This window comes from Kitasatospora sp. Ki12 (genome assembly GCF_054601375.1).
Map to the genome: position 1 here is coordinate 2,072,864 of NZ_BAAIHT010000002.1, position 26,593 is coordinate 2,099,456.

27 protein-coding genes and 1 pseudogene are annotated in these 26,593 nt (G+C 71.1%); 6 read left to right on the forward strand and 22 right to left on the reverse strand.

The window, feature by feature from the left end:
- Positions 1 to 11 precede the first annotated feature (11 nt).
- Entirely contained in the window at positions 12 to 1,001 is a 990-nt protein-coding gene (locus tag ACYP53_RS26625; protein WP_459649252.1) for an ATP-binding protein, read from the reverse strand.
- A gap of 12 nt (positions 1,002 to 1,013) precedes the next feature.
- On the opposite strand from ACYP53_RS26625, the gene ACYP53_RS26630 reads away from it, so the two are divergent.
- Positions 1,014 to 1,253 (forward strand): hypothetical protein, encoded by a 240-nt coding sequence (locus ACYP53_RS26630; RefSeq protein ID WP_459649253.1) that lies wholly within the window; start codon positions 1,014 to 1,016, stop codon positions 1,251 to 1,253.
- A 13-nt stretch (positions 1,254 to 1,266) separates the two neighbouring features.
- On the opposite strand, the gene ACYP53_RS26635 is transcribed toward ACYP53_RS26630, so the two are convergent.
- The 12 genes and pseudogenes from ACYP53_RS26635 to ACYP53_RS26690 all read right to left on the reverse strand — a co-directional run bounded on the left by ACYP53_RS26635 (position 1,267) and on the right by ACYP53_RS26690 (position 12,350).
- Complete coding sequence (locus tag ACYP53_RS26635; protein WP_459649254.1) at positions 1,267 to 2,190, reverse strand: GNAT family N-acetyltransferase; 924 nt, start codon at positions 2,188 to 2,190, stop codon at positions 1,267 to 1,269.
- A 290-nt stretch (positions 2,191 to 2,480) separates the two neighbouring features.
- A complete protein-coding gene (locus tag ACYP53_RS26640; protein ID WP_459649255.1) occupies positions 2,481 to 3,734 on the reverse strand; it encodes a hypothetical protein in 1,254 nt (417 codons plus the stop codon).
- Positions 3,735 to 3,747: 13 nt separating this feature from the next.
- On the reverse strand, positions 3,748 to 5,034 hold the full coding sequence (locus tag ACYP53_RS26645; RefSeq protein ID WP_459649256.1) for an MFS transporter: 1,287 nt from the start codon (positions 5,032 to 5,034) through the stop codon (positions 3,748 to 3,750).
- Between the two features lie 82 nt (positions 5,035 to 5,116).
- Positions 5,117 to 6,631: a relaxase/mobilization nuclease domain-containing protein gene (locus tag ACYP53_RS26650; RefSeq protein WP_459649257.1), complete on the reverse strand. Its 1,515-nt coding sequence runs from the start codon at positions 6,629 to 6,631 to the stop codon at positions 5,117 to 5,119.
- Positions 6,632 to 6,837: 206 nt separating this feature from the next.
- Positions 6,838 to 7,305: a plasmid mobilization relaxosome protein MobC gene (mobC, locus tag ACYP53_RS26655; protein WP_459649258.1), complete on the reverse strand. Its 468-nt coding sequence runs from the start codon at positions 7,303 to 7,305 to the stop codon at positions 6,838 to 6,840.
- Between the two features lie 260 nt (positions 7,306 to 7,565).
- Positions 7,566 to 7,799 carry a hypothetical protein gene (locus tag ACYP53_RS26660; protein ID WP_459649259.1) on the reverse strand — a complete coding sequence of 78 codons (234 nt, stop codon included), beginning with the start codon at positions 7,797 to 7,799 and terminating at the stop codon, positions 7,566 to 7,568.
- Positions 7,800 to 8,009: 210 nt separating this feature from the next.
- Positions 8,010 to 8,222 (reverse strand): hypothetical protein, encoded by a 213-nt coding sequence (locus tag ACYP53_RS26665; RefSeq protein ID WP_459649860.1) that lies wholly within the window; start codon positions 8,220 to 8,222, stop codon positions 8,010 to 8,012.
- A gap of 1,135 nt (positions 8,223 to 9,357) precedes the next feature.
- Positions 9,358 to 9,609, reverse strand: a pseudogene (locus ACYP53_RS26670) (DUF2637 domain-containing protein); the annotation flags it as partial.
- Between the two features lie 32 nt (positions 9,610 to 9,641).
- Complete coding sequence (locus tag ACYP53_RS26675) at positions 9,642 to 10,205, reverse strand: WhiB family transcriptional regulator (RefSeq protein ID WP_459649260.1); 564 nt, start codon at positions 10,203 to 10,205, stop codon at positions 9,642 to 9,644.
- A gap of 95 nt (positions 10,206 to 10,300) precedes the next feature.
- Positions 10,301 to 11,005 carry an ATP-binding protein gene (locus ACYP53_RS26680; RefSeq protein ID WP_459649261.1) on the reverse strand — a complete coding sequence of 235 codons (705 nt, stop codon included), beginning with the start codon at positions 11,003 to 11,005 and terminating at the stop codon, positions 10,301 to 10,303.
- Positions 11,005 to 11,997 (reverse strand): hypothetical protein, encoded by a 993-nt coding sequence (locus tag ACYP53_RS26685; protein WP_459649262.1) that lies wholly within the window; start codon positions 11,995 to 11,997, stop codon positions 11,005 to 11,007. Before ACYP53_RS26685 ends, ACYP53_RS26680 begins: the two co-directional genes overlap by 1 nt.
- A complete protein-coding gene (locus ACYP53_RS26690) occupies positions 11,997 to 12,350 on the reverse strand; it encodes a hypothetical protein (RefSeq protein WP_459649263.1) in 354 nt (117 codons plus the stop codon). The genes ACYP53_RS26685 and ACYP53_RS26690 overlap by 1 nt, the downstream gene beginning before the upstream one ends.
- A gap of 843 nt (positions 12,351 to 13,193) precedes the next feature.
- Between ACYP53_RS26690 and ACYP53_RS26695 the strand changes: the two genes are divergently transcribed.
- Positions 13,194 to 14,084: a quinone oxidoreductase family protein gene (locus ACYP53_RS26695; protein WP_459649264.1), complete on the forward strand. Its 891-nt coding sequence runs from the start codon at positions 13,194 to 13,196 to the stop codon at positions 14,082 to 14,084.
- A gap of 104 nt (positions 14,085 to 14,188) precedes the next feature.
- The gene (locus ACYP53_RS26700; RefSeq protein ID WP_459649265.1) at positions 14,189 to 15,040 is read left to right on the forward strand and encodes an IclR family transcriptional regulator; all 852 of its coding nucleotides are present in this window, start codon (positions 14,189 to 14,191) and stop codon (positions 15,038 to 15,040) included.
- Between the two features lie 69 nt (positions 15,041 to 15,109).
- On the opposite strand, the gene ACYP53_RS26705 is transcribed toward ACYP53_RS26700, so the two are convergent.
- Positions 15,110 to 16,084: a hypothetical protein gene (locus ACYP53_RS26705; RefSeq protein WP_459649266.1), complete on the reverse strand. Its 975-nt coding sequence runs from the start codon at positions 16,082 to 16,084 to the stop codon at positions 15,110 to 15,112.
- 398 nt (positions 16,085 to 16,482) lie between these two features.
- Here ACYP53_RS26705 and lysS point away from each other — a divergent pair, with 398 nt between their 5' ends.
- A complete protein-coding gene (gene lysS / locus ACYP53_RS26710) occupies positions 16,483 to 18,144 on the forward strand; it encodes a lysine--tRNA ligase (protein WP_459649267.1) in 1,662 nt (553 codons plus the stop codon).
- A gap of 95 nt (positions 18,145 to 18,239) precedes the next feature.
- On the opposite strand, the gene ACYP53_RS26715 is transcribed toward lysS, so the two are convergent.
- The 7 genes from ACYP53_RS26715 to ACYP53_RS26745 are packed head-to-tail and all read right to left on the reverse strand — an operon-like array spanning position 18,240 to position 24,376.
- Entirely contained in the window at positions 18,240 to 18,779 is a 540-nt protein-coding gene (locus ACYP53_RS26715) for an AAA family ATPase (RefSeq protein ID WP_459649268.1), read from the reverse strand.
- Between the two features lie 20 nt (positions 18,780 to 18,799).
- Positions 18,800 to 19,645, reverse strand: a complete 846-nt coding sequence (locus ACYP53_RS26720) for a class I SAM-dependent methyltransferase (protein ID WP_459649269.1) — start codon at positions 19,643 to 19,645, stop codon at positions 18,800 to 18,802.
- A complete protein-coding gene (locus tag ACYP53_RS26725; protein ID WP_459649270.1) occupies positions 19,642 to 21,408 on the reverse strand; it encodes an amino acid--tRNA ligase-related protein in 1,767 nt (588 codons plus the stop codon). Before ACYP53_RS26725 ends, ACYP53_RS26720 begins: the two co-directional genes overlap by 4 nt.
- Complete coding sequence (locus tag ACYP53_RS26730) at positions 21,405 to 22,058, reverse strand: hypothetical protein (RefSeq protein ID WP_459649271.1); 654 nt, start codon at positions 22,056 to 22,058, stop codon at positions 21,405 to 21,407. Before ACYP53_RS26730 ends, ACYP53_RS26725 begins: the two co-directional genes overlap by 4 nt.
- Positions 22,051 to 22,590 (reverse strand): dCTP deaminase, encoded by a 540-nt coding sequence (dcd, locus tag ACYP53_RS26735; RefSeq protein ID WP_459649272.1) that lies wholly within the window; start codon positions 22,588 to 22,590, stop codon positions 22,051 to 22,053. Before dcd ends, ACYP53_RS26730 begins: the two co-directional genes overlap by 8 nt.
- Positions 22,587 to 23,090, reverse strand: a complete 504-nt coding sequence (locus ACYP53_RS26740) for a dCTP deaminase (RefSeq protein WP_459649273.1) — start codon at positions 23,088 to 23,090, stop codon at positions 22,587 to 22,589. The genes dcd and ACYP53_RS26740 overlap by 4 nt, the downstream gene beginning before the upstream one ends.
- Complete coding sequence (locus ACYP53_RS26745; RefSeq protein ID WP_459649274.1) at positions 23,087 to 24,376, reverse strand: cytochrome P450; 1,290 nt, start codon at positions 24,374 to 24,376, stop codon at positions 23,087 to 23,089. The genes ACYP53_RS26740 and ACYP53_RS26745 overlap by 4 nt, the downstream gene beginning before the upstream one ends.
- A 247-nt stretch (positions 24,377 to 24,623) precedes the next feature.
- Between ACYP53_RS26745 and ACYP53_RS26750 the strand changes: the two genes are divergently transcribed.
- Together ACYP53_RS26750 and ACYP53_RS26755 are read left to right on the forward strand one after the other, a co-directional pair.
- Positions 24,624 to 25,481, forward strand: a complete 858-nt coding sequence (locus ACYP53_RS26750; RefSeq protein ID WP_449788980.1) for a helix-turn-helix domain-containing protein — start codon at positions 24,624 to 24,626, stop codon at positions 25,479 to 25,481.
- Positions 25,478 to 25,777: a DUF397 domain-containing protein gene (locus tag ACYP53_RS26755; protein WP_449788981.1), complete on the forward strand. Its 300-nt coding sequence runs from the start codon at positions 25,478 to 25,480 to the stop codon at positions 25,775 to 25,777. The genes ACYP53_RS26750 and ACYP53_RS26755 overlap by 4 nt, the downstream gene beginning before the upstream one ends.
- Positions 25,778 to 25,822: 45 nt before the next feature.
- On the opposite strand, the gene ACYP53_RS26760 is transcribed toward ACYP53_RS26755, so the two are convergent.
- Positions 25,823 to 26,542 carry a class I SAM-dependent methyltransferase gene (locus ACYP53_RS26760; RefSeq protein ID WP_449788982.1) on the reverse strand — a complete coding sequence of 240 codons (720 nt, stop codon included), beginning with the start codon at positions 26,540 to 26,542 and terminating at the stop codon, positions 25,823 to 25,825.
- Positions 26,543 to 26,593 lie beyond the last annotated feature (51 nt).

The window sequence follows — 26,593 nt, forward strand, 5'->3', positions numbered from 1 at the left end:
TGTTCGTTGGGTTAGTTGACGGTGATGTCGAGGTGGCGGACGGCGTCGGCGAGGTGCTGGAGGCAGCGCTCGGCGGTGGTGTCGCGTGCGACGAGGTGGGCGACGCGGGCGGTGCCGAGGTCGCCGGCGGGCGGCAGGGCGACGTGGTCACCGGTCTGCTTTTCCCAGACCAGACGTTCCAGCCACGGCTGGGCGTGCAGCGCGGGCTTCGCCGTGGCGCGGGTGAGGCGGCCGGTGGCGGGGGCGTAGGCCATGTGGATGGCGGCGGCCCGGCGCCTGGTGGGGGCGAGGTCGGGCTGCAGACCGAGGGCGATGTCGGCGGCGGCGAGCGGGAGGTCGATGCCGGTGGCCTCGCGGACCAGGTGGGGGATCAGGTCTCCGGCCAGGCGCCCGTTGACCTCGATCAGGCGGGGGGTGCTGCCGCCGTCGGTCAGCCGCATCTCGACGTGGGAGACGCCGTTGGCGAAGCCGACGGCGTCCAGGGCCTGCACGGCGACAGGCCCGACCAGGGTCAGGAGCGGGTCTCCTGCTTCGACGCTGTGGCCGGTCTCCTCGAAGTGCGGTGCGGGCCCGAGGCGCTTGCGGGTCACGGCGACGGGCGTGGTCACGCCGAGGACGGTGACGCACTCGACCGAGACCTCCGGCCCGTCCAGGTACTCCTCGACGAGGACGCCGAAGCCGTCGTCGGCGTGGGTGGCGGCCTGGGTGTAGGCGTCGGCGAGGTCGGAGGAGTCGTCCGCTCGGCGCACCCCGATGCTGCCGGCTGCGGCGGTCGGCTTGACGACGACGGGGTACCCGATGCGCTCGGCGGCGGCGAGGGCCTGGTCGATGGAGTCGACGCGGATGCTGGCGGCGGAGGGGACACCGGCGGCGGCGAAGGCCGCGCGGCTGGCGGCCTTGTTCCGGCACGTGGCGGCGGTGGTCTCGGAGTTGCCGAAGGTGCCGAAGGCAGCGGCGAGGCGGGCGGCGCTGTGCTGGGCGTACTCGTCCCAGGTGAGCACCCCGGTGATGCGGTGGCGGATGGCGAGGCGCTCGGCGGCGGCCAGCGCCTGGTCCGGGTCGCGGGTGTCGGTGACCCGGTGGTCGGCGATGTAGGGCAGCTGCCAGGTCGGCTCGTGCTGGGCGAGGAGGACGACGCGGTGGTGCTCGGCGATCTGCTCCAGCGCGTAGCGGCGGTACTGCTCGTCGCCGGAGGAGACGAGCAGGAGGGTCGGGGTGGTGCTGGTCAGGGGGTGGTCCTTCCGGGGGGGTGAGCGTGCGGGGGTGTCACCAGTGCAGGTCGGGGTGGTGGCGCAGGGCCTGTTCGCCGAGTCGGCGGGAGAGGGTGGTCAGGGCGTCGGCGGTGGTGGCAGCCTCAGTGGGCAGGTGGATGACGGTGCGCAGGACCGTCGGCCGGTAGCCGAGGCGCTTCTTGGCCAGGTAGTTGGCGCGTCCGGCGTCGATGCGGCGGGCGCCGTGTTCGATGGCCCAGCGGGGGGCTTCGGTCATCAGCCAGGTGTAGGCGTGGCGGCCGAGGGGGTGCTGGTAGTCGATGCCGGAGGCCCACAGGTAGAGGCACCTGTCGTGGAGGAAGGCGTACATGCCGCCGACGAGGCGCCCCTGGTGGCGGGCGGCGAGCAGGACGGCGCCGGGGACCTGGGCGAGATGCTCGAACATGTCGTGACCGTAGAGGGCGGTGCCGTGGCGCTCGGCGGTGCCGACGGCCAGCGCGGTGAACTCCTCCAGGTGCGGCAGCATCCGGGGGCCGGTGAGCGGGTCGAGGGTCAGTCCGGCCTCGGTGGCGCGGCGCCACTGGCGGCGGGCGTCGCGGCGGTGGCCGGCGGGGGTGTCGTCCCACCAGTGGTCGAGGCCTGCGCAGGTGGGCAGGTCGCGCACGTGGGCGACGTCCGTGGCCAGGTTGAGGACGCGGGCGGCGCCTTCGTGACGTCCGGCGGTGGTGAGGCGGTCGGCCTGGTCGGCGGTGAGCCCGGAGTAGACGACGGCGTGGGCACCGTACTCGTCGGCGAGGTGGAGGCCTGCGAGCGTGGCCAGGCGGGCGCTGGTGTCGGTGGCGGCTCCGGCGCCGCCGTACTGGCCGTGGGGGCTGCCGGAGTAGAGGACCGGGCCGAGCCACACCGGTGCGACGCCCGCGTCGGTTTCCTGGCTGGACCAGTACGGGCAGCCGCGGGCGGGGACGAGGAAGTACGGCACCGTCTCGGTGATGCCGGCGCCGAAGTCCGTGATGTGCAGGTGGCGGTGGGCATCGATCTGCTCGGTGGTGAGCTTCTCCCAGGCGGCGGTCCACGCCCGGGTGCGGGAGGGGTGGGCTGCGGGGTGGCTGTCGTCGGGGGCGTCGGCGATCGTGTCGTACCAGGTGCTGAGGGCGTGGGTGATCTCGTCGTCGGCGTCATTGGTGCTGTGGGTGATATGTCTCTCCGGCAGGTCGGTTGTGTGGTCGGTCGGCCCGGTTCGGGCTCGGTGTGCACCGGCCGAGTGGGTGGTCAGCGGGTGGGGCGGTGCCGGCCTGGTGGCGGTGCTGCGGTCGCGGCCTCAGTGGCGGGTGAGGGCTGGATGGGAAGGTTGCTCGCGCGGGCGAGGGCGGCCTTCATCTGCTGGTCCCGGTCGGGGACGGGTGTGCCGATCCTCGGCGTGATGTGCACGGCCAGTGCGGGCAGCAGGCCTTGCACGAGCCGCTGGGCGACGGGCCAGGCCTCCTGGTTGCGCAGGTCGTCGGCACGGCGCAGGACGGGCTCGATTTTTTCGGGCGGTCCGACGAGGGCTGCTCTCGCGTCACGCCAGCCGTCCCGGATCTCCTGGAGGTGGGCGAGCGCGTATTCGACGATGTCGAGGCGTCGCAGGTCGGGTCCGACGGCTGGGTCCAGGTGGTCCTCGACGTGGGTGGCGGATCGGATGCCGGCGACGACGTGCTGCCCGGTGTCGAGGAGTACCTCGACGTGGTACCAGGCCCTGCGGTTGCGGTCGTGCTCGGATTCGAAGATCTGGGCCCTTCGGTCTCGGGTGTCCGACCAGGAGTGCTCCCCGACCAGGGCGTTGCTCAGGTCCTGGAGGCCTTGGACGGCGTTGGCCGTGGCTTCCGAGCGGGCCCGCCAGAGGGCCTGCTGGTAGCGCGGTGCGACGGTGCCGGTGATCTCGGCCGCCACCGTGGCCGTATCCAGCTCCTTCGCGAAGCGGTCCGGTGCGGTCGGCTCCGGTGCGCCGCCGAAGAGGTGGTGGCTGTCGTCGGGCCGGGCCGGGCCGACGAGGAGCGGAGTGTCGGCGCCCGGCCGGACCGCGAGCAGGCGCTCACCGGCGGGGCCGGTGAGGGCGATGGCGGTGTGCGGAGCGGTGGTGCTGGTGAAGCCGGGCCAGGACCAGGACCAGGCCCGGTCGTGCAGGTCGGCGAGGTCGCGGCCCGGGTGGAGCGGCAGGGGCCGGACCGACCAGCCGGGCAGGTGGCCGGCCAGGCTCTCTGCGAGTGGCGAGGTGACGGGGTCTGCCGGTCGGTCCGGAAGGGCGTTGCCGTGTTCGTCGAAGTACACGCGCGCGAACCGCCCGGCCCCAGGGGGCGACTCGGCGAGCCGGAACAGAACTTCGGTACTCGCCCACTGGCCGTCGGTGGTAACGGAATTGGAGCCGAGCGCGAGCTCCCAGCGCGGGTGGGTGTTGGGAAGGTAGGCGCGCAGGTACTCGAAGGTCGCGAAGTCCTCGGCGGTGAGGTCGGCGTGGTCGATGTAGGCGATCGGGTCGTCGGGCACGGTGTCCTCCGGATCAAGCGGCCATCAGGGACCGGTCAGTGTCGTGGGGGTGTTCCCACGCGGCGCGGTGGGCGCGAAGCCCACGGAAGCACGCGATGGTGCCGGCCGAGACGACGAGTCCGGTCGCGGCGACCAGCAGGGCCAGGTGGTCGGCGGGCCACAGGGCGACCAGGAGCCCGGCCAGCGGGAGCGGGGCGAGGACGAACAGGACGGTGGTGGCGAGCGTGGCGGCGAAGGCCCGCTCGGGGATGAGGCGGGCGCGGGCGGTGCGTAGGACCACGGTCACCGCGCCCTCGCCGGCCATCAGCAGCCCGACCGCGGCGGCGTAGAGAGGAAGGTTGGGTGCCAGGGCGCTGGCGAGGGTGGCGGTGCACATGGCGGCGGCCGAGGCCGTGCCGACGCCGAACAGGCCGAAGCGGTCGATGGCGCGGTGGGCGACGGCGACCGCGGCCAGAGAGAGGGCGGCGGCGAGGCTCCACACCGCGCCGACGGCGGCGCTGGAGTGGTGCAGGATCCGGGTGACGGTGACGGGGGCGGAGACCTGGAGCAGGCCGCTGGCCAGGTTGACGCAGGCCAGCGCTCCCACCAGCCAGGCCAGCGCGGGGGTACGGCGCAGGGTGCCCATGCCGGTGGCGAGGCTGGCCAGCGGGTGGCGGGCAACGGTGTCGGTGACGACGTGCAAGTGCGGGCGATGATTGCGGACGCTCGCGGCGACGGTGGCGGTGACGGCTGACAGGATCGCGACGACCACCAGCAGCAGGGCCGGTCCGGCGAGCAGCAGCAGGCCGCCGATCATCGGGCCGATCAGGAGGGCGGCCTGGTCGGTGCCGGTGAGGACGGCCTGGACACGGTGTGCGCGCTCGCCAGCCCGGCGGCTGGCTTCAGCGGCCACGGATTCGTTGGCGAGGTAGGCGGCCTCGGCGAGCATGCCGGCGATCACGCCGAAAACGAGCACCAGCCATGCCCCGGCTCCGACGGCGAGTCCGATCAGGGTGGCGAGGGCGGTGCAGCCGCGCAGCAGGCTCGTGGCCAGGACGGCGGTGCGGGGGCTGTACCGGTCGATGATGGGGCCGGCGCCCGCGATGGCGGCGAGGCGGGGCAGCCATTCCAGTAGGAAGGCCAGTCCGGCCCATCCCGGCGAGTGGGTGAGGGTGAGGACGAGCAGCGGCACGGCGTACATGACCACGGCAGCGGCGAGCGAGTCGCTGGCGCGCAGGGTGTAGCAGCGCAGCATCCAGTCGCGGTCGGCCGCGCTGGTGGCTCGGTGCCGTTGGTGGCCGGCGGCGGTCGGGCGGGACAAGGGCGGTCTCCTGCGTGGGTGCGGCGAAGTGGGGTTGGTTCGGCCGCCGACGGAGCCCTGGTGGCGTCCGTCGGCGGCCGGGTCAGCGGCGCTGCCGCGTAGCGGCAGCGGTCGTGGCGGGCGGGACCGGGGCCGTCGCGCTGGTGATCCGGGCCGGCTTGCCCGCAGCGGGGTGCGGCAGCTTCGCGATGTGCCGTACTCGCCAGGTCAGCACGGCGGTGACCGAGCCCGCGGTGTCCAGCTCTCGCCATGAACGGGCGCGCTCCAGCAGCGCGTTGGGGTCGTGCCCGGCTGCCTCCGCCTCGGCGAGGGCGGCGGCCAGGGCGTCGAACTCCGGCTCGGCGAGCATCCGCTGACCGTCCTCACCGGGTACCGCCCGGCGTACGGCCTGCTCGTGGCGTGCGCGCACCGCGGCGGGGAGCTGGCGGCCGCGCTCGCGCAGGGCGGCCAGCGGCTGGTCGGCGGCCTGCTGGTAAGCCGCTCGCAGGCGGTCGGCCGCAGCACGGGCGGCGGCGGCCTGCTGGCGGTGGCCCTGCTCGGTGTGCCAGCGGCTGGTCGCGATCACGAGCAGGATCAGCGCCGACAGCACGGTGGCGGCGGCAGTGGCGTCCGGGCCCCGGTTGGTGGTGTAGCCGCCGGACAGCACCGCGCGCGCGGCGGCCCGCACGACACGGGAGTCGGCGTTCGCGGCTCGCACGTGCGAGCGCGAGGCTCGCTCGTACGCCCGGGCCGCGGCGAGCAGCTCCGTCCTCTGCGCGGGCAGGGCCGTGGCCGCCAGGGCGTCGAGCACCTCCCCGGTCGCCTCGACCACCCCAGCGACGTCCTCGGGCTCACCCCCCAGCAGGTCGATGGCCTCCAGGACCGTGTCCGCCGCCCGGAGCCGGGCGGCGGCCGCCGGAGACCGGCGGCCAGCCGGAGTGCGGCCACCACCGTCCTGTGCCGCGGGACCGGGATTCTCCCCACGGTCCGGGGCCGGAGCGGCGAGGCGGCGGCGGATCTTGGGCAGGGTCAGGTCGGGGGCAAGCTTGTACCCGCCGAACCACACCGGTTCGCCGGTGGCGTCGCGCTCTCCGACGACGGCGACGCTGTAGCCGAGGGTGTCGCCGGACGGGCCGATCTTGCGGTTGACCAGCACGCCTGCTGTCTCCAGCCGGGTGAAGAACTCGGCTTCGCTCACCGCGCCGGCCAGGGCCTGGCGGACCGCGTCGCGCAGCTGCTGCCGACTCGTGTCCGCCTCGCCGAGGCGGGCGGCCTTGTGCTTCTCACGATTGGTGGGCTCCTTCGCGGCCGTGCCGTCACCGGAGTTGAGTTCGCGCAGCCCCCACTCGCGTTCGATCTTTCGGCACTCGGCCTGGGCCCGGCGGAAGTCGAACTCGATGTCCGCCTTGAGCAGGTTGCCGCGCACGATGGTGGCGGCGATGTGGATGTGGTCGTCGGCGTGGCGGACGGCGACCCACCGGCAGCCGTCGGGATCGCCGTCCTCGGCGATACCGGTGGCGGCGACGACCCGGCGCGCCACCACCGCCCACTCTTCGTCACTGAGCAGCCGGTCTTCGGGGGCGGTGCGGACCGAGCAGTGCCACACGGGCTTCTTCAACCGGCGCCGGGAGCCGCGCTGGTCGACCCGCAGGTCGAGTGCCGTCTGGAGCTGCTTGATCGTGGCGTTCGGATCGCGCCCCGGGTCGGGTGCGAAGCCGTCCCAGGAGGCAACGAGGTGCGGGTCGGTGTGCTCGTCCTTACGCCCGGGGCCGTAGAGGTAGGCCAGCAGACCGTACGTCCGCTCCCCGCGGGTGATGTTCGGGTTCAGTGCTTCTTCCGCTGCTTGAGGAGTCCAGCTGCCGTGGAGTCGACGGTGGCGATGGCGCCGCGGACCGCGGTCAGCGCCGCGACCAGATCGGCCGGGCGCGGGAGACCGCCGGCGTTCAGCTCCCGTGCGATCTGGTTGATGTTGTTGCCGACGCGGGCGGTCTGGCGGCGCGCGGAGGCGAGTTCGTCGATCGCACGGTCGAGCTGATCGTCTGGGTTGCGAGTGGCGTTGGGGTGCGTCGCGGCAGTGAGCGCTGCGCTCGCGACGAAGCGGGCGACGGTCTCGGCACGATCGGCGGCGGCGCGGCGGATCAGGGCTTGCTCGTCGTTGCTCACGCGGATCGTCAGGATTCGCTGGCGCTGCTGCGGCTCGTGGAAGCGGCGACGCGGACGGCGCTCTGCGGTCGGCTCGGCGGCGTCGGCGACGAGCTCGGCGGCGTCGGCGACGGGCTCGGCGGCGGTCATCTCGGACTGTTCCTGTCGGTTGTCCTGCCCGCCGATGCCCCCTGGCTGCGGCGAACCGAGTGTCGTGGTCGAGCGCCCCCGCTCGGCCACGGCACTCGGCATTCCCCCGCCCCTTGGCGGGGGCGAGCCCTTGGAGTGTCCGATAGGACACTCCAAGGGGATAGCTCGCTCCGCCGTAGGTGGCAACGCACCCGGATTCCGGGGCGGTTGGCGGCGGCCGAAGTCAGGTACATCCTCGGAGCCGGATGGAGAGCGGGTAGTCAGAAGTCGTCGTCGCCGGCCAGTCCACGGGCGGCGAGCGCCGAGATCAAGTGATCCATGACCAGCTCTTCCGTCTGACCGCCGCTCAGGATCTCGACCGGACCGCCGACGGTCCGCCGGACCTTCCAGCGGCCGTCGCCCAGCGGCTGGGCGCTGTGGACGTGATGGTGGCGGGCCAGGACGGCCATGAAGTCGGCAACGATGTCGCGGTCCGCCAGCACGGTGGTGCTCATGTGGTGCTCCGTTGGGTGAGTTGGGGAGGGGTGAGGAGGTGGGGATAGTGCACGGTCACCGGCGTGGCGGCGGTGGCCTGTCGGTCCGCAAGGCCTCGAGAATCTCCGGAATCCGGTCGTTCGCCACACTGAGCCCCTGGCGACGGATGCCCTCGCGGACCGTCCGGTACGTGATACGACCTGCCTGTGCTGCGGCCTGACGGCCAGCAGCTAGGAGCGCCGGATCCAGTCCTTCAGGTGGACCGCCGGGTCGAGCAACCAGACCGCCGGGCAGAGGAACAGGACCACCAGCGGACGGACCGGTGACGGACGGACCGCCGCCCTCAGCCGGACCACCGGGCGGAGAAACCGGACCACCAGCGGACGGACCGCTGCCGACCGGACCGCCAGCGCCCGGACCGCCGGGCGGAGGAAGCGGACCACCGTCGGACGGACCGCCGAGCGAAGAAACCGGACCGCTGCCGACCGGACCGCCGCCCTCAGCCGGACCACCGGGCGGAGAAACCGGACCACCAGCGGACGGACCGCCGCCCTCAGCCGGACCACCCGGCAGAGAAACCGGACCACCAGCGGACGGACCGCTGCCGACCGGACCGCCAGCGCCCGGACCGCCGGGCGGAGGAACCGGACCACCGTCGGACGGACCGCCGAGCGAAGAAACCGGACCGCTGCCGACCGGACCGCCGCCCTCAGCCGGACCACCGGGCGGAGAAACCGGACCACCAGCGGACGGACCGCCGCCCTCAGCCGGACCACCCGGCAGAGAAACCGGACCACCAGCGGACGGACCGCTGCCGACCGGACCGCCAGCGCCCGGACCGCCGGGCGGAGGAACCGGACCACCGTCGGACGGACCGCCGAGCGAAGAAACCGGACCGCTGCCGACCGGACCGCCGCCCTCAGCCGGACCACCGGGCGGAGAAACCGGACCACCAGCGGACGGACCGCCGCCCTCAGCCGGACCACCCGGCAGAGAAACCGGACCACCAGCGGACGGACCGCTGCCGACCGGACCGCCAGCGCCCGGACCGCCGGGCGGAGGAACCGGACCACCGTCGGACGGACCGCCGCCCTCAGCCGGACCACCCGGCAGAGGAACCGGACCACTGCCGGCCGGACCGCCGGAGCTGTTCTCGCTCCGGCGCAGAATCCGTGCGGCAAATCGGTCTCGCCAACGTGAGCCGTGGCGGTGGGCGGCTAGCTTCTCTCCTGCGGTTCTGGTCCGGGCCTCCGGGTTGCCAGCCGTGAGTTCCGCTCTGCTTGTGCGGGTTGCGGTGAGCGCAGGTGTCGCTCGATCGACCGGTGTCGGTTTGTCGAGCGAGACCAACTGGTCGGGCATTGCATCGCGGCTCAACGCCACGGCGCCCGGGGTTGGGTCGGCGAGTTGAAGGGCGTTGCCGTCTGAGCCGCTCTGGGTTGCCTCGTGGCGGGTGACGATGATGCCGAGGTGGACCGCGCCTGCGAGAGCGATTGGGGCAATTGTGCTGAGTGTTCCGACAGCGAGGTCTCCGAGGTGTAGTTCTCCGAGGTGGCTGGCCGTCTGTTCGTTCAGGCGGACTGCATGCAGGGCGTTGGCCCAGACACTGGTTCCGGTAGCGCCGGCGAAGAGGGACCAGGCGTAGGCGCGGGCGGTCCAGGGTGCCTCACGGAGAAGGACGAGGGCTCGGACTCCGTAGGCGATGAACCCGTCAACGACGACCGGCCACGCGTAGCTGAGGTGGCCTCGGACGTGGATCGCCTGGGCCATCTGCTGGAGAGCGTCGTAGGAGAGTCCGAAGCCAGTCGCGCCGAGCAGACCGATCGCGGCCATGTCCCATTGGGAGACCTTGGGGCGGCGGGGGATCACGCGGCCACCGCCAGGGTGCTCGCGGCGGCCCGGCGCAGTTCCGCGGCGAGGGTGATCTCCTCGCGCCGCATGGACGCCGGGATGACGTCGAGCTGGGTGGTCGCCTTGCGACGGCGCTTCGTGGCCGCCTTGTAGCCGATGCCCAGGGCAGCGGCCCAGACGTCGATCGGGAGGTCGGCGTCGAGGGCGACGCGGACCACGGACCCCTTCTCCGCTTCGGTCAGCCGAGGCCGGTGGGTGCCAGCAAGGACGGCGCGGACGCGGTCGAGTTCGACGCGGCGGCCTTCACGGAACACGACGATCTCGCGCAACTGCTCCTCGGTGCGGCCTCCGCGGATGCCGTCCCGGACACCGCACTCGATGGCGTCGTTCAGGCATGCACGGCGAACCGGGCACTGCCGGCACAGCGCGAGGGCCTGGCGGTGGGCGGCCGCCCGGGGCTGGGCAAAGAAGATGTCGGGGTTCTTGATCCCGACGCAGGCAGCGTTGAGGCGCCAGCGCGGGGAGCCGCGGTCAAGCTGGAGGTGTGCGGCGTCGAGTTCGTTGACGGCGGTGTTCATTCGGGGGTGTCTCCGGTCGCGCCTCGGTGAGCGGGCACGCGGGCAGGGCGTCTCCCGGGGGCGGCTCGGCCGGCCCCGCGCGGGATCGCGGGAGGTTAGAAGGAGGGGGCGCTGCGCCGGTCGGGGCCGGCGAGGACGGCCTTGTGGCACATCTGGCGCAGGCGGCTGGCGGTGCGGTCACCGAGGAGACCGGACAGTTCGGCCGGTGTGATGTTGCTGGTGAAAATGGTCGGCAGCTGCTGCTCGTAGCGGTGGTTGACCAACCGGTAGGTGGTTTCCTCGGTGAACTCGCTCGCGCGGCCGGCGCCGAGGTCGTCGACCAGCAGGAGCGGTGTGCGCTCCAGCTCCCGCATCTCTCGTTCCGGGTCGGCCCCGGGTCGCGGTCGCATCATGGCGTGCAGGGTCACGGAGGTGATCGCCTGCCAGCGCAGCCGGACGCCGGCGCCCAGCAATGCGCGGACTGCACCGTAGGCCTGGTGCGTCTTCCCGGTGCCGGTCTCGCCGAGCAGGAGCAGGGAGTGCGCGCGAGCGATGCCGAGCTGTCCCTCCGGGCCTCGGCTGGCGGCCTGCTTGACGTGCTCGACCCAGGCGAGGACCTGCGGGTCGTCGGCGATCGCGTTCTGGTACAGCGGCGGGATGCGGCTGGCCGCCAGCTCGAGTGCGTCCCGGTTCGGCTGCGGCACCGAGGCCTGTTCGGGAACGCCGATCACCTCGGGGTCGACGCCCAGGCGGGCGAACCGCTCGACGAGGCCATGCAGGGCGTTGCCGGCACGGCGCGGCTCTCGGTCGCGGCCGGCCACTACAGGTCCCCGGCGTAGGCGGCGGCCCCGGCGACCGGGTTGGTCCACGCCTGGTAGGGCGCGCCTGCACGGGCTCCACGGGAGGTCAGTGCCTCCTGCACGAACGACTCCAGGGCGCTGGGGCCCTTCGGGTTCTGCGAGAGCAGCCGCAGACCGGACCGCACCTGCTCGGGGCTGTATCCGGCAGCGAGCAGTTGCTTGATCTCCCGGCCGAGGTGCCCGCGGAACCGCTCGGTGGGTTGCTGCGGGCAGGCCCGCACGTACTCGGCGACAAGGGCGCTGGCCCCGGTGGCGTGCGGGTGCATCGCGGCGACCTGCTCGGCCGAGGGTTCCTCCGACGAGATGGACTGGGCGGGCGCGGCGCAGCCGCCCCCCGGAGGGGTAGATCCAGGATCCGTGATCCTGGATCCGGTCTTGGAAGGTGTCGTGGAGGGTGTCGTGGAGTTCCCCGAGCACGGGCCCTGGTGATCGAGGTCGCTGGTGTCGGCCGCTCCCCCGCTGGCGGTGTTCGCGGTCGGGGCGACAGCCGTGAGTTGCGGCTCCGGGTGAGTCTCCGTGGTCTTCTTGCGGATCCGCTTGGCGGGGACCGACTTGTCGACGTCGACTTCCTGGGTCTGGTGCAGCGGGCAGGGGGCCAGGCGGGACTGCGAGGGCTTGTCTATGCGCTGGTGCTTGTTGAAGTTCGTGACGTGGAGCAGTTCCTCGCCCTCGTCGGCCGGGTTCACGTACCGGCACACCACCCCGGCCTCGGTGAGCTGCCGCAGGTCGTCTTCGACGCGCTCGGCGGTGTGGACCCCGCCGTCCCAGCTCTTCTTGCGCTTCCAGACCAGCCCGCGGACGATTCCGGCATCGTCAATGTGCCGACCCTTGTCGTCAACGTAGTTGAGCAAGTAGAAGAAGGTCCGCTCGGCCGTCAACGAGACCTCGGCCAGCTTGGAGTCCCTGGACATCTCGGGCTTGTGGGTGCGGATGCGCCCGTCGTGGGTGGCCATCACGCTGCCTTCGCGATGTCGCCGGCCTGGGCGATGCGTCCGCTGGCGAGCTCGAGGTCGTGCTGGTGGCGCCAGTCGAGTGCGGGCAGGTCGCAAGCCACCCAGCGAGCCAGAGCCTCGTCGAGTGCGGCGGGAAGGGTGATTTCCGCGCCGTCCGGACCGTAGGCGCGGGCCAGCCACAGGCTGTCCGGCTCGGACACGGTGATCCGCACGATCTCGGCGGCCGGGGCCACGCCGCGAAGACTGTCCGTGATGATGCGGACGGTGCGGTCAGAGAGGCCAGCGGGCGCGCCGGGGCTCTGCAGTGCGGACAGGCGTCCTGCCGCTCCATCTGTACGCCGAAGCGTAGGCATGGTTCACTACTCCTAGTGTGGTAGCAGGTCGGCCAGGCTCGTCGAAAAGGCAGCCCACCTGCTGGGTTGTGTTGCACGACTCACACGGTGTTACGACCGGCGCTTGGAGTTCCCGCTCCAGGCGCCGTCGTGCTTTCGCCCCGGTGGTGACCACCGGGGCGCGGGCGAGGGCCGACTCCGGCCGCTGCCCTGCGTCACCGCCAGCCGCTGTCGAACATCGTCCGGCCCTTCCCGGGGCCGGGCGATGTCACCGTTCGTGCAGGGCACGCTCGGCCGGCTTCTTCACCGACCGTGATGGCTACGGTCGCACGACCGTCCGGGCGCTGTGCGATCCACGCCGGGACCGGCCAGAGCTCCTGGTTCGCCATCGAAATGTGACCCTCCATCAAATGGGCGACGCAGGTCTGCGTCGCAAGAAAGACAATAGGTAGTCGCTCGGATACCGGTCAACGAATTCGAGCGATCTACGCGCATAGCGTGGGTCATTTTTCAGAGGCTGGAAAACGATCATGAGATCGAGGGCGATTCACCCTCGGCAATGGGTGGCGATGATCAAAATAGTGGCCGCCACCTGCGCTGTTCACAGTAAGCAACATCACGATGTCGGCTACCCAGAGTGACGTGACAGAGAACACTCCGTAAACGATCTTGAGCTTTCCCTACCCGGGACACCTATATGCGCGATCGAAGTCGCTGTTTTCGTGGCGGGTATATTCCTTGTCCGAAGCGCCCCCCGACGAGGCGCTTCCCCAAGAAACTGCCAAGCAATATCCGGGGTTGAACCAAATGCGCGCGATTGCTGTGAGAGAGTTCGGTGGACCCGAGGTCCTGGAACTGTGCGAGATGCCCGAGCCCGAGATCAAGCCGGGCCGAATTCGCCTGCGCACCCGCCTGGCCGGCGTGAACTATGCGGACATCCACCTGCGGGAGGGTACGTACCCGGCCCCGATGCCCGCCCCCTTCATTCCTGGCAACGAGGTCCTCGGCGAGGCCGAGGACGGACGCCGCTACGTGTCCCTCGGCCGCGGCGGCGGCTACGCGGAGATCAACGCCGCCCACCGCAAGCTGACCTTCGAGGTCCCGGACGGCGTCGACGACCACTCTGCGGTGGCGCTCATGCTCCAGGGCAACACGGCCTGGCACCTCCTGCACACCGATCTGCGCCTCACCGCCGAGGACACCCTGCTGGTTCCTGCTGCGGCCGGTGGTGTCGGCTCCCTCGCCGTCCAGCTCGCCAAGCGCATCGGGGCGAAGGTGGTGGCCATGGCCAGCACCGAGGCCAAGCGGCAGACCGCCATCGACCTGGGCGCCGATGCCGTAGTGGACTCCTCCGTCGTCGAGGGCCTCGCCGAGCGCATTCTGGAGGCCGCAGGCGGTCACGTCACGGCGGCCATGGAGATGACCGGCGGCCAGGTGCTGCACGAGACCCTGGACGCCCTCACCCCCCGGGGCCGTATGTCCGTCTTCGGCGCGGTCACCGGCGTCGACGGGCTCGTCCCGATCACCCAGCTCGTCGCCGGCTCCAAGAGCATCACCGGCTTCTGGCTGCCCAGCCTCTACCCGTCGCGCACCCACATCAACGAGTCGATGACCGCGCTGTTCACGGCTGTGCAGGAAGGCTGGCTCAAGCCGCTCACCGGCCCCGTCTACAAGCTCGGCCAGGCCCGCCAGGCCCATCACGACCTCGCCGCCCGCCTCACCGCCGGCAAGGTCGTCCTCGACGTACGCAACTGACCCTGCGGTCTCCACCTCCCCGCTGGCCCGCACAGGGGCGGGCCCGCGACATCCGCAGTCGCTCCCCAAGAAGGCGCGACGATCCCTCTGGGAGGAACTGCCAAATGAAGAGCAGCGCCATGCGCGAGGACGCCGTTTCCGCGCAGCGCCAAAGCAGCGAGCCGCCAGCCAAATCCGCCTCGCTCGCCGCCCGCGCCTACGCCGTCCAGCAAGCGTTCACCCGGCTCCCCGGTGACGTCCACGCCCTGCGGGACATCGCCCGCACGGCCGGACTCCCCGACGCCACCGCCCACCGCATCCTGCAGACCGGCGTCGAGACCGGGGTCTTCGAGCAAGTGGGCCGGGGCACCTACCGACTCGGCACCGGCACCGCTCGAGCCGGAGTCCAGGCGATGACCCGGACTCCGGGTGCCGCGTGCACCCACACCTATCTCGTCCGCCTTCACCAGGCCACCGGCGGCCTCGCACTCCTCTACGTGCTCAGCGCCTTCGGCGGCGCGAAAAGGCTGTGCACCGACTACGAGATCGGCGGCCTGGACCCGGCCGAGGTCGGCATGACGGCGGAGGACGTCGTCTCGGTCTCCCGGTCCCTCCGAACCGGAGCCTCCGGCCGGGCCATCCTGGCGTACTTGCGCCAGGACGTCCGGGACCAGGTCCTCGCCGAGGAAGTGCCACCAACCGCCGGGCCCGGCGTCATCCGCGACAACGACCAGCTGGCCGACTCCCTCCTCGCCATCCGTGAACGCGGCTACGCAATCGGTCGCCAGGAGTGCATGGCCGGTTGGGACTCCGTCGCCGCCCCGGTCTTCTGGCGCGAAGAGGTCATGGGTTCCGTCCTGCTGCTCAAGCCGAGCAGCATGATGCCGGCCGACCTGCGCCCGCTCATCCACCACACCGTGCGGACCGCCCGGGACATCAGCGATCTGACCGCCACCCCGCTCGGCGCCCGGCTGTAGCCCACCAGCGATACCGGCCCCGGCCGTCCCGCAACACCCTGCGGGACGGCCGTCCGGCATCCCGTGTCACTAGCGCGCTGCGGCAAGCGACTTCGGCCCGCGCATCGCCGCCCGAGCCCTCGCCGCCCCTGCTGCGGCGTACGGCTCCCCGCTGCCGATCGTGGACGTCGGGCCGGGAATCCCCGAGCACGGCCCGCACAAGCCGGGCCTGCGCAACGGAGCCCGGCACACGTCACACTCGTGTTCCTGGCGTGCGGGCGCGCTTCGGCGCTGCGACGGCGGCAGCTTGCGCAACAGCCGGTCCCGAATCACCCCCGCCGGCGAGTGGATCGTCTCCGGCAGGCCGGGCAGCAGCGCGGCGGCCAGCTCCGCCGGGCCACAACCCACCGCCAACCAGCGCGCCACCAGCGGTGCCAGCTCGATAACCTCCGCCTCACCCAGCCGCAGGCGCGGTTGGTCCCTGAGCGTCCGGTACAGCGTCTGCGCCGCAGCCCGCAGGGGGCCGTCGTCCAGGTCTGCGAGCGAGGCGACCGCCCACCCGCCCTCAGGCTTCCGCCGCCGGGTGGTCGCCGCCGGAGGGCGGTGTACGTCGTCACCGCGAGTGGGGAGGGAGGGTTCTTGGATCAGGTTCTTTACAACAGGGACGCCAGCACCACCGGAGTTCGCCGCACCGGACGCCGGACGGGGCACACCCGGTTCCACCTGCAGATTTTCCGCCTCCAGCAGCTCCTTCGCCTCCTCCAGCCCAGGTATCTGTGGGGTGTCGTAGACGTGTGCCTCCGAGCGGATCGTGCCGTCGGGCATCCGAACCTTATCCACCCGGTAGTACCCCGCCGCGGTCAGCTCCTGCAGGGCCTTGCGCACCGCAGCGCGGCTTTGCGTGCTGGAGTCGGCAATCTGTCGCGCGTCTTCGCGCCACCGGACCGGCCGCGACAGGAGGTCGACAAGGAGGCCGCGGGCAGTGAATGACAGCCGCCGGTCCTGGAGGGCTGCGTTGGGCAGCACGGTGAAGCTGCGCGCGTGGGCGCTACGATGTACGAGCATCGGGAGTGACCGCTCCTTTTGCCAGAGGCCCTCGGCACATGGTGTTCGCTGCACCCGCCGAGGGTTTTCTGTGTTCGGTTGGATCACGGAACGTAGCACAGGACGCCGCCGATGCTGACGGGCGACCGCGAGCGACGTCGATCACAGAGATCGGTCACAGTCATGGACCGATCAGCTGCTCCCGCCCGATGAGTGGAGTGTGGCGGCACCCCTGAGTCCGACGCCTTGTGCGGACATGGGTTGGGGGCGGAGACGGTGCTGGGCGGAGGCCACTGGCGCGACGGCCTAGCGGTTCGAGGAGTCGATGCTGATGACGCACCGACCGATTTGGCTTGGATCTTGCTCAACCCGCTCTAGGCTATGCGTACCTGAATATCCATCAGCCGGAGGAACGTGCCGTGGCAGTGAAGCAAGGTGATTGGGTGGTCGCAACTGCGGACCAGGTGATCGCCGAGGGGAAACGCCGTGGCGGGGCTCCGCTGGTGTGCGCGTCCGGGATCAGCCCGTCCGGCCCCGTGCATCTCGGGAACCTGCGCGAGATCATGGTGCCGCACTTCGTCGCGGACGAGATCCGCCGCCGGGGCCTGGAGTGTCGGCATCTGCTGTCGTGGGACGACTACGACCGGCTGCGCAAGGTGCCGGCTGGTGTCCCGGCTAGCTTCGCCGAGCACATCGGCCGGCCTCTGACGGCGGTACCCGATCCCTGCGGCGAGCACGAAAACTGGGCGGAGCACTTCAAGGCCCCGTTGCGCGCGGCGCTGGCGCAGCTGGGCGTTGAGGTTGAGGAGATCAGCCAGACGCAGATGTACACCTCGGGGGCCTATCGCGAGCAGATTGTGCACGCGATGCGGAACCGAGCGCAGATTGACGGGGTCCTCGGCCGGTACCGGACGAAGAAGGCCGAGTCCGATGCCGAGGTGGAGCAGGACGACGAGGACTTGGCCGCCGCCGGCGCCGGAGGGTATTTCCCGTACCGGCCGTACTGCGAGGTCTGCGGGCGGGACTCCACCACGGTCGTCGCGTTCGATGACGCCAGCACGCAGATGCGGTACCGGTGCGAGTGCGGCCATGCGGGTGGCTTCGCGCTGTCTGAGACGGACGGCGGGAAGCTGGTCTGGAAGGTCGACTGGCCGATGCGTTGGGCCTTCGAGGGCGTGACCTTCGAAGCCGGTGGCGTGGACCACTCGTCACCGGGCTCGTCCTTCACCGTCGGGTCGCAGCTGGTGCGCGAGGTATTCGACGGGCTGCCGCCTTCGTACCTCGGGTACAGCTTCGTCGGGATCAGTGGCATGGCCAAGATGAGTAGTTCGGCCGGCGGTGTGCCGACCCCGATCGACATCTTGGAGGTGCTGGAGCCTGCGGTGGTGCGATGGTTGTACAACCGTCGCCAGCCGCGGCAATCGTTCCAGATCGCGCTGGATGCCGAGATCTTGCGGCTCTACGACGAGTGGGACGCACTCGGGCGCAAGGTGGATGCGGGGACCGCGACAGAGCTGGATGTGGCGGTGCGGACCCGCTCGGTCGGACCGGCCTCCGGGCCATTGCCGGCCACGCCCAGGCCTCTGCCGTTCCGCACGCTGGCGTCGGTGGCAGACGTGGCGGCCGGTGACCCACACCAGACGCTGCGCATCCTTCGGGACTTCACCGTCGAGGAGCCGCTCGCGAGCTTGGACGAGGCTCAGCCCCGGTTGGACCGCGCACAGGCGTGGGTGACCACCTATGTCCCGGCTGAAGACCGAACCCAGGTACGCACCGAGCCCGACCGCGCCCGGCTGGAACAACTGGCACCTGCACAGCGAGAGGCGCTGAAGCTGTTGCTGGACGGCTTGGACGAGCGCTGGTCGCTCGACGGGTTGACGTCGCTGGTGTACGGAGTGCCGAAGATCCAGGCAGGGCTGCCGTTGGATGCTCCGGCGTCGCCGGAGCTGAAGACCGCGCAGCGGGAGCTGTTCGTGTTGTTGTACGAGCTGCTGGTGGGTCGGGATACCGGCCCTCGGCTTCCTACCTTGTTGCTGGCGCTCGGTGCGGACCGGATTCGGTCGCTGCTGACCGTCGCGTAGCTGGGGCGGCCGGGGCGATGGCCACCGGCCTTCTCGGAGAAGCGGTCGAGGGCCGGGTCGGAGCAGCGCGCTCCGACCCGGCCCTCGGTGTTGGGTCAGGCTGCCGGTTGGAGTCCGGTGCGGGTGAGGATCTCGTCGGCGATCTCGGCGGCCGAGCGGTGTTCGGTGTCGAGGTGGACGGCGTATTCGGGTCGGCTCAGGGCTGCGAGGCAGCGTTCGACCTGGTTGCCCTCCCAGCTGAGCGGTCCCCACTTGTCCGGGCGTTCGCCGCGTTCGCGCAGGCGGTCGCGGATGGTGGCGGCCGGGGCTAGCAGGGTGAAGTGCCGGACGTCGTGGCCGGCTTCGCGCAGGGGGTGGACGATGTGCTCGAAGACGGCGTGGCGGGCGATGGTCATCGGGACGATGATCGGGCGGTCGTAGGCTTGGGCGGCCTGGTCGAGCATGCAGTGGGTGAGCGGCGGCCAGACGGGCTCCAGCTCGAACTCCTCGGTGCGCAGTGCTGCGGGGAGTTGTGCCCAGAGCATGTGGCCGATGTCCTCCGGGTTGATGATCAGGGCCTGGGGCAGGCGTTCTGCGAGGAGGCCGGTGGTGGTGCTCTTGCCGACGCCGAACGGGCCGTTGACGAAGACGATCACGGGCCGTGGGGCCTTTCTGCTCAGAAGAGTTCGACGTAGCGGTTCGGGTAGGTGTAGGCGTCGTAGCGCAGGACGAGCACGGTGTAGCGCTGGTGGGCGCGCAGGGTGTTGGTGGCGTGCTTGATCTCGCGCAGGCGGTCGGTCATGGCGGTGCGGACGGCGGGGTCGGTGTTGCCGCTCTGGGCGACGGCGCGGTCGACGGTGGAGCGGCAGTAGTGCTCGATGGCCTCGTCGGGCTCGGGGGTGAGGGTGTGGTCGGCCTGGTGGAGGACGTCGAGGCCGGTGAAGAGGGCGAGGGCCTGGTCGCGGGTCTCCATGGGGCTGGTGATGCCGAAGATCTCGCGGCGGACGGCGGCGGCGTGCTCGGGCAGGGGTTCGGGGGCCCAGAACGGTGCGGCGAGGACGTATCCGCCGTCGTCGAGGAAGCCGAGGAGCCGCTTGGCCGCGGTGGGCGGGTCAGGGAAGAAGCCGAGGGCGGCGCCGACGGCGATGTGGCTGAAGGTGTGCTCGGGTTGGTAGGTGGTGCCGTCGGCCTGGTGGTAGGTGAGGCGCAGGGCGGGGTCGAGGAGGCCGTGGTTGTAGCGGGCGAGGGCGACAGAGTCGGCGCTGAGGTCGAAGCCGGTGGCGGTGCAGCCGGTGAGGCGGGCGAGTTCGCGCGAGGTGAAGCCGGTGGTGCAGGCGACGTCGAGCAGGTGGTGCTGCGGGCCGAGGCGGGAGTGCAGGGCCCAGGTGTTGAGCGTGGCATGGGCGCCGGGCATCACGTTGGTCTGGTTGGTCATGGCGACGAAGTCGGGGTAGCTGGCGGCCCGGACGGCGTCGGCGGACCTGGGCACCGTGGGCAGGGGCCAGGTGAGCGTGGTGGTCATGGAGTCCTCTCTGCGGTGGGCGACGTGGAGGTTGGGCGTTGGGCTGGTACGTGGGCGGGGTGGAGGCCGGCGAGGCGGGTGACGCTCATGCCGAAGCCGACGCATGGGGGCAGTCCGCTGTCGTAAAGGTCGATGACCTGCTGGTAGGTGCGGTGGGCGAGATGGCGGTCGGCCGCGAACTGGGCGCTGAAGGCGGCTGCCAGGAGGGCGGGGTCGCGTTCGTTGGCGGCGATCTCGGCGAGTTCGAGGCCGTCGGAGTAGAGCCAGACGCGCCGGGCCTGGCGGCCAGTACCGGCGATCAGGGGTGAGGCGGGGCCGGGGATGTCGGTGATCGCGGTCAGGCCGGGTAGGTGCTGGCGGACGCTGTGCCGCCACAGCCGTCGGGCCAGACGGTCGGGGTCGTCGGTGCGCTCGGCGGTGTAGGGGGTGCGTTCGGCGGCGAGGGCATGGACGGCGGTGGTGTCGGCGGGGTCGATGCCGGTGATCTCGTGAAACGCGTCGTCGAACGTCCGACGGGTCAGCGGGGCGGTGAGGCCGGTGACGGCGGTCACGAGGTCGGCGAGGTATGCGGTGGCCTGGTCGAGGGTGAGGTCGGCGGCGTACGCCTCCAGCATCACGAACTCGACGGTGGGGCGTGCCCGTTGGCCCTCGTTGCGGAAGCTCGGGCCGATCTCGTAGCAGCGGGTGGTGCCGGCCGCGATGACGGCGAGGAGGTCGAGTTCGCTGGTGACGCGCAGGTACTGGCGGCGTTCGGCGGCATGCGCCCAGGTGGTGAACGGTCGTGCCGATCCACCGACGTAGCTGTCGGTGAGGACGGGGCTGATGGTCTCGCGGAAGCCTCCTGCGGCGAGGTGAGCGCGCAGCGGGCCGAGGACCGGGGTGAGGTGCGTGGCGGGCGGTAACGGCGGTGGTGCTCCGGGTTCGTGGCGTTCCAGGTGGCGGACGAAGAGGGTGGGGCGGCCGGTGCGGCTGGTGGAGCAGGTTCCTCGGACGGCGACGAGGTCTCCGGTGTGCAGGCCGGCGGCGGTGGCGGGGTCGAAGGCGAGCTGGGCGGTGTGGCGGTCCCAGGCGAGGTCGGCGAAGGCGACGTGGCTGTGGGTGCGGACTGCGGTGATGCGGCCGGACAGGGTGAGGACCTGGTCGAGGGCCGGCCAGGCGGCCCAGTCCGCGAGCGGCAGCGGTGCGGGTCTGCGGTCGCCGGTGCGGGCGCGGCTTCGAGGAGTGGGGGCGAGCGGATCGCTGGGGGCGGTGAGGGTCAGCAGGAGGGTGACGGGGTCGTCGGTGCGGGGGTCGAGGAGCCAGGCGGTGCGGCGGAGCAGGTCTCGGTGGAGAAGGCTGCCGGTGTCGGGTAGCAGGCGCAGGAGGTGGAGGACGGCGGCGGCGCGCAGCGCGATGAGGCGGCACGGGATGGTGGCGGTGAGGGTGCGGGTGGTGGCGGCCAGCCGGGTGGGGTCGGCGGTGCCATGGGGCCAGGGCGGTCGGCCGGGTTCGGCGGCGGTGGCGAGGGCGTGGTGGAGGATGTCGAGTTCGCGCGGGCCCCGGGTGGACGGGTCGGTGTGGAGGGTGACGGCGGGGTGCGGGCCGTGGCCGAGGAGGCGGGCGATTCCGGCCAGGAGTTCGTCGGCGCCGTCGGTGAGGTGGGTGGTGAACAGGACGGCCGCGGCGCTGAGCAGGTCGGTGGGCGCGTCCCAGGTGGTGGGCGGGGTGGAGGCGTGGGTGGCGGTGATGGCGTCGGTCAGGGTGGTGAGGCTGGTGGTGGTCATGTCGTCTCCGGGTTGGTCGGGCCGGGGTGCCACCAGGTGACGGGCGGGTCGCCGGGGTTGAGTGCGGCGACGAACTTGGCTGCCTCGCAGGTTTGTTGGGCGAGGCTGGAGTCGTAGGGGGTGCCTGCCGCGTGGTGGGCGTCGCGGATGCGCTGCCGGATGGCGGGCGCGATGACGGTGCCCTTGGGGGTGGCGTGCCGGTCGAAAGCATGAACGGGCTGGAGAAGGAGGAAGGTGGAGGCCGATCCGCGGGTGGAGCGCGGGGAGGTCTCGGGGTAGCAGGGCGCGAAGACGACCAGGAACCACCGGACGCCCGCAAGGCTCAGCCACCACCCGTCGGCGCCCGCGTGTGCGAGTTCGGCGGCCGGGTCTGAGCCGGTCACGGCCAGCAGGCCGGTGACGGTCTCCCGGACCGAAGCGGTGAGGGCGTCGAGGGTGGCGCCGTGGCGGGGGTCGGCGAGCTGGAGGACCAGGCCGTCGAGTTCCTCACCCTCGACGCGCCGGGCAAAGTCGGCGACGGCGGGCCCGGCCGCTCGCCCGGCCTCGTACGGGTCTGCTCCCCCGTAGGCGGGTACCGTCTCGATGCGGGCCCTGGCGGCGAACAGGCAGGCGGATCCGCGCTGGATGCGGGCGAAGCCGTCGTCAGCCACGGGCGGCCACCGCCCAGGCGTCGAGGTGGCTGCGCGAGGCCAGCGGGCCGTCCGCCCCCTGGTACTTGCCGGTGTAGAGCTGGTTGATCTCGCCGTAGGTCGTCCACCAGCTGACCTGCGCCACCAGCGTGCCGGGCCGCAGGACGATGGGGAGGGTGGCGTACAGCTGCAGGGTGGATCGGCCGTAGAAGCCGAGGTCGATGAGGTCTGCGGTGCAGTGGACGAAGCAGCCCAGGCGGGCGAACCCGGACCTGGCGTGCACGATGGGGACGAGCTCGTCGCTGCCGAACCGTTCGACGGTGTGGCTCAGGACGAAGTCTCCGGGTTCGAGGAGGTAGCCGGTCGGTGGGATCTCGCGGTACTCGACCTCGGGCTCGCGTGTCGGGTCGAGGACTTCGTCCAGATAGACGCCCACGAGGTTTCCCAGGGCCAGGTCGTAGCTGTTGGTGGTGCACCGGGCCTGGTCGAACGGGTCGATCTTGATGCGGCCCTGTTCGACTTCCCGGGCGATCTGGTGTCCGGTGAGGATCACGGGCGCGCTCCGATCAGCGTCTGGGACTCGCAGGCGTGGTTGAAGTGGGCGTAGGTCGCCGCGGTGGGAGCGATGAGCCCGGTGTTGTGCCAGAAGCTGACCTGGCCGGCAGCCATGCCGGGATAGATCCGGATCGGCAGGGCTGCGACGATCTCCAGCGTCCACCGGTGGCAGGAGGCGGTGTGTCCGAGGTCGGCAGAGAGCTGGAGGAAGAGCCCGCGGCGGCCGTTGCTGCTGCATCCGATCAGCCGCATCGCGAAGAGGTCGCTGCCGATCGTCTCCTCGGTGTGCCCGAGGTACATCCGGTGAGGCTCCAGTACGTAGCCCTCATCCGGCAGCTCCATCTCCAGCCACGTACCGGTGTGGTCGTCGAAGACCTTCAGCTCGCGGCCCAGGTGGTAGTTGATGGAGTTGGGGTTGACGCCAGCCGGGTCGTAGGGGGAGAAGACGATGTCGCCCTGGTCGATGAACCGCCGGATGGCCTCGCCGGTGAGGATCACCGTTTCGCCTCCCGCTCGACGCGCACCGGCAGGAACGTCGCGGAGCGGATCACCTGCGAGGGCTTCCAGGACACCCCGTCCTCCACGTGGAGCCGGCAGCCGCGCCGCAGGACCGAGCGCATCACGGCGGCGGCCTCCATGCGGGCCAGCGCGGCACCGAAGCAGGCGTGCGGACCGTGGCCGAAGCCGACGTGCGGGTTCGGCTGCCGATTGGGGCGGAACTCCAGCGGTTGCTCGAACACCTCCGGGTCGCGATTCGCGGACGCCTGCAGCAGCACCAGCCGTCGGCCCGCCGGCACCGGGACACCGAAGACCTCGCAGTCCTCGGACGCCGTCCGGGCGGTGATGAGCGCCGGCCCGTCCAAGCGCAAGACCTCCTCGACGAACCCGGCGACGGACTGCTCCGATCCGGCCGCCGCCTCCGCCAATCCCGGGTGACCGGCCATCGCGGCGAGCAGCGCGCCGATCAACCCGGTGGTCGTCTCGTGGCCACCGACCAGCAGGGCGATCAGGTTGGCCACCGCCTCCTCCAGCGAAAGGCGCTCCCCTTGCTCCTCCACCTCGACCAGGGCCGAGACGATGTCGTCGGCCGCTCGGGCGCGACGGTGCTCGATGAGGCCGGTGAAGTAGTCCCACAGACCCGCCCAGGCGGCGGCGAGCTGCTTCTCCTGGTCGTCCGTGAGGGCGGGTTCGGTGAGGAGGATGACATCGTCGGACCAGGTCTTGACGAGGTCCCGGTCGCTGTCCGGAATGCCCAGCAGTGCGCAGATCGTATGGACCGGCAGGGGTTGCGCGATACTGCACACCGCGTCCCCGCCGCCGGCATCCACGAACCGGGCCACGAGCGCGTCCGCCGCCGCCGCGATCTGCGGCTTCAGGGCAGCGATCCGGCGCGGCGAGAATGCCTTCGCCAGCAGGCCCCGCAACCGCGGGTGCTGCGGCGCGTCCGCGTAGAGCACCCACGATGCGACCGGTTCGAGCACCGGGCGGAGCACGGGGCTGATCTCGTCCAGCATGCCGGCCGCGGTCGGCGCGCACACGAAGCCCGAGTGCCGGAGCAGGTAGCGCACCTCCTGGTGACGCGTGAAGACAAGCCGACCGCTGCCCAGGTCCGGGCAGTCGATGGCCCGAGGCCCTTCGGCCAGGGCTGCGAGCGCGGCTCCGCGCTCTGCTCCCAAGGAGAGCGCCGTTAAGACAGTGGCTTGGTCCATGTTGCTGCCTCCCATCGGCCCGAACGTCACAAAGAGAGCCGTCCCAGGCCGTCGCAAAACCGACAGGCGCAGCACCAGGCATGGACTCACAGGCGGCAATCGGGCTGTGGCGTAACGAAGGTCAACGTGTCGGAGGATGGCGCCTGCCGGTCGCAGGGTGGCGCGCGGTCCCGATCCCGACCGTGAACCGATGATGACGATACGTCAGGCAATCGGCAAGAGGGTCGAAAAGGAAACTCTGTCCTTTTCGACGAACAGGCATATGCGAGCTGCTGCCCAAGCGCTAGCCTTTCCTCAACCCAGCAAGAGGAGGTGCTCAAGGGTGGCCGTCGAGCCGACACCGCGCCGACGCCGACTCGGCATGGAGGTCAAGCTCGCCCGGCAGCGTCTCGGCTGGAGTGTCGAGGAGGCCGCCGCCGAGCTGGGGTACAGCTCTGCGTCCACAATCTCGAAGATCGAGAACGGCACACAGGGCATCAAGCTTCAGCAGCTCCCGCACTTCTTCGCCGTCTTGGAGATCACCGACCCAGCGGTCCAAGCAGCATGGCGCGAGATGGTTCGGAACGCGCGCGACCGCGACTGGCACCAGCAGTACCCAGGTGTCGCGGACGATCCCCTCGGCGACTACCTGGTGAACTTGGAGATCGCCGACGGCCTGTTCATCTGGTCCCCGGTGGCCGTCCACGGCCTGCTCCAGGGCGACGAGTACGAGTTGGCCGTGATCATCGCCGGCCGTGCCTGGAAGAGCGACGCCGATATCCAGCGCTTCATCACCGTGCGACGGAACAGCCGCCGTGCCGCCCTCTCCCGCAAGACTCCGCTCCGGATCTGGGCGGTGCTCACCGAGGCCCAGCTCCGGCAGGAGGTCGGCGGCCGGGCGACGGCCCGCGCGCAGGTTCTCCACCTGATCGAACTCGCCAGCACCCACCGGAGCATCGTCATCCAGGTCATCCCGTTGTCGCATGGCGCACACGCCGGCTGCGACGGCCCGTTCATGGCCTGGACGTTCCCGACTGGCCACGACTCGGTCACCATCGAGGGCATGAAGACCGCCCTCCATCTCAACGACCCCGCAACGGTCGCGGACTACCGCACAACAAGCGATCACCTGAAGACGGACGCCCTGCCGCCGAGGGAATCGCTCGAACTCCTCGCTCAAATCGCCAAGGATCTCTCGTGACTCGCGACGCCCGCTCCTCCTCCATCGACTTCGACAGCATCGTCACGGCCGACGAGAAGAACCATCTCGATCCAGTATGGGTCGAGCAACAGCTGGAACGGGCGGACTGGATCACAGCCAGCACCGGCGGAAGCAACTGCCTCGAAGTCGCATTCCTGGACCGCGGCATGGTCGGTTTCCGCGACTCCCTGAACAAGGCCAAGGACACGCTGCTCCTCTCGTCGGGCGAGTGGGAGGACTTCCTCGCCGGGGCAAAGGCCGGCCTGTTCGATCGCCGGGGATCGGCCAGCACCTGATACCGGAAGCCCCAGAGCCCTCCACGGCAGCGACACCTGGGAGCTTCAGGCGTTGGCCAGCCACAGCCCCTTGTATCGGATCTCGGGGTGTCGGTGGTCTCTTGTGGTGGAACCGCCTGGGGTGTAGCCGCAGGAGCGCAGCAGGTCCGCCGTTGTGACTTGGTCTCGTTCCTCGTTGTAGACGCCGATGATCAATCGGCCACCCGGGGCGACGACATGGTCCAGCAGATGGCCCACGTACGCTCCCCGCAGGTCCGCCGGCACGTAGTCCACGCCGGTGCGGACGGCGTCGAAGCGGTGTGGAGGCTTCCAGCCCATCGCGTTGGCGGTCCAGATTCGACGCGCCCACTTCGGGCAGCGGGTTCGGGCGAGGTCGGCGAGGGCGGTGGAGATCTCCACCCCGTAGGGCTCGATGATGATCCCGGCTTCGGCCGCCCAGTCGGTCAGGCTCTCCATCAGGTGGCCGTTGGCGCATCCGATGTCGAGGAACGTCCCACCGTGGGGCGGGAGCAGGTCGACGAGCAGGCTTCGGGCTTCTCGCCAGCGGGTCTCGTCGCCGCTGTGGCCAGACTGGGCCCGCGGGTTGTCGCCGTTGAGGTAGGCCGGTTCGATGACGCCCAGGACGGCGGCGTGCCACTCGATGGCCGTGATCTCGCCCGCCTGGTACGCGTCGTCAATGGGTGCCAGATCGCTCCAGCCTCGCTCCTTCGCGCTCGCGATGTCCTCGGCGTCGTGGCCGACCGGACGGCGCGTGGTGGGGTCCATGCGTTCTCCTTCCCTATTCGCTCACGTTGGCGTCTTGCCGGCAGGGTGACG

Bases quoted from the DNA above. Each gene is read 5' to 3' on its own strand.
- ACYP53_RS26685 (WP_459649262.1), bottom strand. From the start codon at position 11,997: ATGGCCACCCACGACGGGCGCATCCGCACCCACAAGCCCGAGATGTCC.
- ACYP53_RS26690 (WP_459649263.1), bottom strand. From the start codon at position 12,350: ATGCCTACGCTTCGGCGTACAGATGGAGCGGCAGGACGCCTGTCCGCA.
- ACYP53_RS26720 (WP_459649269.1), bottom strand. From the start codon at position 19,645: ATGACCACCACGCTCACCTGGCCCCTGCCCACGGTGCCCAGGTCCGCC.
- ACYP53_RS26725 (WP_459649270.1), bottom strand. From the start codon at position 21,408: ATGACCACCACCAGCCTCACCACCCTGACCGACGCCATCACCGCCACC.
- ACYP53_RS26760 (WP_449788982.1), bottom strand. From the start codon at position 26,542: ATGGACCCCACCACGCGCCGTCCGGTCGGCCACGACGCCGAGGACATC.
- ACYP53_RS26675 (WP_459649260.1), bottom strand. From the start codon at position 10,205: ATGAACACCGCCGTCAACGAACTCGACGCCGCACACCTCCAGCTTGAC.
- ACYP53_RS26705 (WP_459649266.1), bottom strand. From the start codon at position 16,084: ATGCTCGTACATCGTAGCGCCCACGCGCGCAGCTTCACCGTGCTGCCC.
- ACYP53_RS26695 (WP_459649264.1), top strand. From the start codon at position 13,194: ATGCCCGAGCCCGAGATCAAGCCGGGCCGAATTCGCCTGCGCACCCGC.
- ACYP53_RS26700 (WP_459649265.1), top strand. From the start codon at position 14,189: ATGAAGAGCAGCGCCATGCGCGAGGACGCCGTTTCCGCGCAGCGCCAA.
- ACYP53_RS26660 (WP_459649259.1), bottom strand. From the start codon at position 7,799: ATGAGCACCACCGTGCTGGCGGACCGCGACATCGTTGCCGACTTCATG.
- mobC (WP_459649258.1), bottom strand. From the start codon at position 7,305: ATGACCGCCGCCGAGCCCGTCGCCGACGCCGCCGAGCTCGTCGCCGAC.